This is a genomic window from Enterobacter sp. V87_3, from assembly GCF_029967835.1.
GTDB lineage: Bacteria > Pseudomonadota > Gammaproteobacteria > Enterobacterales > Enterobacteriaceae > Enterobacter > Enterobacter cancerogenus.
Genome location: NZ_JASCAM010000006.1, coordinates 1 through 996, shown reverse-complemented (window position 1 = coordinate 996; position 996 = coordinate 1). Strand labels below are relative to the sequence as shown.

Here is a 996-nt window from a genome sequence, read left to right as displayed (position 1 = left end):
GATCCCAGCCGGTATATCCCTTCACTTCGGGTACGCTGTCGGGTAAATCTTGCCAATTAGTCTTGAGTTGCTGCGTGCTGCCCTCAAGCCCCTGCTTAGTCATATAGACCATCCCCCAGGCCCAGCCAGGTGAACGGGGTTCCAGCTTGCCACTGACTTTATTTCCCATACCGTCATCCACGGTATAGGTAATACCCGGCCCGCCGGGCAGAATCCGAGGATCTTCAAAGGGTTTTGAGGACATATATAGTCGGTGCCTGGTCTGTAAAAAACCCTGATCGTTGACGACGGTGAAAGAGATAACATCATCATAATAAGGAGCGTTACTTCCGTCAGGTTCGTTACTTCCTGGCGACATAGTTGCCCCCCCTCTTTCCCATGTTTTCCCATAATCTTTGGATACTGAAAACCCACCAGTAACATTTCCCCACCATGGAATTGCGAGATAGCGTTCTGATGGATGCACGAATTTTTTGGTAAAGATTCGATAAAACTGGCTGGCTATTTGTGAACGGATACCTCGCTTTATATCGATGTACCAGATTTCCCCTTCGCAATCCCAGCCTTTGAGTTCGAGGTAGCGATGACCATCAAACCGATATACTACCTGCGTTGGCGGTTCTTTCGCCTGACAACCTGTCGCCAGCCAAACGGACGTAGCTGCAAAAACGATACAGAATCCTTTCATCAGTTATCGCCCCGCATTCATATCACAGCGCATATGATCCCAGCCGGTATAGCCCTTCACTTCGGGGACCTTATCCGGTAGACCCTGATAATTTAACTTAAATTGAGATATATCCTCTTTGAGACCCTGTCTGGTGATGTAATCCATTCCCCAAGCTGGTCCAGAAAAACCCGGTTTTAGCTTTCCATAAACTTTATTTCCCATACCATCATCCACGGTATAGGTAATCCCCGGGCCACCGGGCAGAATCCGCGGATCTTCAAAGGGTTTTGAGGACATATACAGTCGGTGCCTGGTCTGTAAAAAAC

1 protein-coding gene and 1 pseudogene are annotated in these 996 nt (G+C 48.4%); both read right to left on the bottom strand.

Annotation, left to right across the window (positions count from 1 at the left end; all coding sequences use genetic code 11):
* Positions 1–688 (bottom strand): hypothetical protein (locus QLG21_RS00565; protein ID WP_282483653.1); only part of this gene is annotated, 688 nt, incomplete at its 3' end.
* Positions 689–691: 3 nt separating this feature from the next.
* A pseudogene (locus tag QLG21_RS00560) lies at positions 692–996 on the bottom strand (hypothetical protein); the annotation flags it as partial.